This window comes from Candidatus Symbiopectobacterium sp. (genome assembly GCF_020054415.1).
GTDB lineage: Bacteria > Pseudomonadota > Gammaproteobacteria > Enterobacterales > Enterobacteriaceae > Symbiopectobacterium.
On the sequence record NZ_JAHWCO010000516.1, the window covers coordinates 1 to 2619 of the forward strand.

Below are 2619 nucleotides of genomic sequence, written 5' to 3' on the forward strand. Positions count from 1 at the left end.
CAGGTGGGTGAAGCCATGGCCATGGTCAAAGCGCTTAACCGGATCACGCTATTAGGAATGCCGAACAGTATTCGCATCACGTAACAATCGACCCGTATGGGGCGCAGTCATTTTACAGGTTCTGATTTATTCAACAAAGCCATATCTTTATTGAAAACATCGCAGCTTACATCAGCGCACGCAGCGGGGTTATTACCATACCCAGCGTTTTGCCTTACAACTCGGTCACCAGTTGCTGAAAGTGCGGGGTTGCTTCGTGCTCCGTCAAGGCCTCACGACTTGCCCAGCGCTCAAAAAAGACGAACGTATCCGGCGCTTCCAGTGATTCGTGCAGATCGTATTGCAGGTTTCCCGTTTCGGCACGACTGGGGGCCACCACTTTTTTCACCGCTTGTGCGACGGCATCAACGTGTTATGGTTTAGCCTGAATACTGGCGGCAATACGCAATTCCATACGTTGCTCCTGTTAGGTATCCCAACGGGCCTTGAATGGCCAGACTGAGAAATTAGCGATGGGACTTACCATACGCTACTCTTTCCCCACCGTGTACCCTGTACCACCGTGGTTAGCACAGAACGCCACTCACTTCGAATAAGGTTTCGCCAGCAACAAACGGGTGCATCCCCAGCACTTTGCGCTTATGCTTGTGTTCCGCCGTATCTGCTCGTCACATTTAGCATTTAGCCCGCTGGAGCGCTTTTCATGACAACACTGTCTACCGTATTAAAAATTCGCCGTCCTGATGACTGGCATCTTCACCTGCGCGACGATGACGTACTCGCAACCGTGTTACCGTTTACCAGTCGTCATTTTGGCCGCGCGATTGTAATGCCCAACCTGACACCGCCGATCACCAGCATCGCCAGTGCGCTTGCCTATCGCGAACGCATTCTCGCCGCGATCCCGGCAGGTGACGATTTTCAACCGTTGATGACATGCTATCTGACAGACTCGCTAGACGCGGAAGAGGTCGTGGCAGGCTTCCAACAAGGGATATTTACCGCCGCCAAGCTCTATCCAGCAAACGCGACCACCAACTCCAGTTTTGGTGTTACCGATGTTGCCACTATCTACCCTATCCTTGAGCAAATGGCAGACATCGGCATGCCGCTGCTGATTCACGGCGAAGTGACCGATCCAGCGATCGATATTTTCGACCGCGAAGCCCGTTTTATCGAATCAGTCATGGAGCCGCTGCGCAAACGCTTCCCTACACTGAAAATCGTGTTTGAACACATAACAACCCGCGAAGCCGCACAATACGTGTTGGACGGCGATCGCTATCTGGGCGCTACCGTAACGCCGCAACACCTGATGTTTAACCGCAACCACATGCTGGTGGGCGGTGTGCGGCCTCACTTGTATTGCCTGCCGATTCTGAAACGCAATATTCACCAACAGGCACTGCGCGATGCGGTCGCCAGTGGTTCCGACCGTTTCTTTCTCGGTACGGATTCAGCGCCTCATGCGCGCCACAAGAAAGAAGCAAGTTGTGGCTGTACCGGGGTATTCAACGCGCAGGCCGCGCTTTGTGCCTATGCCACCGTGTTTGAAGAGATCGGCGCGCTGGATAAGTTAGAAGCGTTCTGCTCGCTCAATGGACCCGCATTTTATGGTTTACCGATCAATGAGGGCTGGATTGAACTGCATAAGGCTTCCACAACCTTCCCAGAAAGCATCGCCTTAGCTGATGACGCGCTGGTGCCCTTCCTTGCCGGTCAAACCTTGGACTGGCAAGTACGTTAATCTCACCGCCCGTGTGCTGCGTATTCGCAGCGCACAGGCTTTTAACGGCCTTTGCATTTCACCACCACATATTTGTATCAGCCCTATTGTTCTCCCTGATCTTTGACTGTATAAATAAGGGTCTTCCCTTGTTGTTGTGGCTGAAGGCATGATAATGGCGTATTAAATTGCAGAGGTCACCACCATGGAAGAAAAGTCTCTCTACGCTCATATCCTCAACCTGTCTATTCCGTAGCAGGTAAAGTCTCTTTCTCTCGATGAGAATGCCGGTTCTGTTACCGTTACAGTCGGTATCGTTGAAAACACTCAGTTAACCTGTCCAACCTGCGGTAAACACTGTCCTATTCACGATCACCGACATCGTAAATGGCGTCATCTCGATACCTGCCAGTTCTCGACAATAGTCGAAGCTGATGTACCCCGCATTATGTGCCCGGAGCATGGCTGCCAGAAGCAGCCTGTTTCATGGGCTAGCCCCGGTAGCCGGTATACGCTGTTGTTCGAGTCATTCGTTATCTCATGGCTGAAAATCAGCACCGTGGATGTCGTCAGGAAACAGCTGAGGCTGAGCTGGAATGCTGTAGATAACATTATGCAACGGGCGGTTAAGCGTGGACTGGCGCGTCGAAAAACACCACAGGCCGCGCGTCATCTCTGTGTTGACGAGGTCGCTTTCAAAAAGGGGCATCAGTACGTCACCGTTATCTCTGATACTCAGGGACAGGCACTGAAACTCAAAGATGATCGCGGTGTTGAAAGTCTTGCTGGCTATCTCCGGAGTCTGGGTGACCGCCAGGTCGAATCCATTAACACCTTGTCGATGGACATGAATCCAGCCTGTATAAGCGCAGCGCGGCTCCATCTGCCTAACG

Annotated in this window: 1 protein-coding gene and 3 pseudogenes; 3 read left to right on the forward strand and 1 reads right to left on the reverse strand. The window is 52.2% G+C overall.

The genetic code is table 11. The features are described 5' to 3' along the window. A pseudogene (locus QZ506_RS14970) lies at nt 1-84 on the forward strand (lipoprotein); the annotation flags it as partial. 130 nt (nt 85-214) lie between these two features. Here QZ506_RS14970 and QZ506_RS14975 read toward each other — a convergent pair. Beyond that, a pseudogene (locus tag QZ506_RS14975) lies at nt 215-454 on the reverse strand (putative quinol monooxygenase). 249 nt (nt 455-703) lie between these two features. On the opposite strand from QZ506_RS14975, the gene pyrC reads away from it, so the two are divergent. Both pyrC and QZ506_RS14985 read left to right on the forward strand, forming a co-directional pair. Then, a complete protein-coding gene (gene pyrC / locus QZ506_RS14980; protein WP_291972112.1) occupies nt 704-1747 on the forward strand; it encodes a dihydroorotase in 1044 nt (347 codons plus the stop codon). 184 nt (nt 1748-1931) lie between these two features. Next, a pseudogene (locus QZ506_RS14985) lies at nt 1932-2619 on the forward strand (transposase); the annotation flags it as partial.

Bases quoted from the DNA above. Each gene is read 5' to 3' on its own strand.
- pyrC (WP_291972112.1), top strand. From the start codon at position 704: ATGACAACACTGTCTACCGTATTAAAAATTCGCCGTCCTGATGACTGG.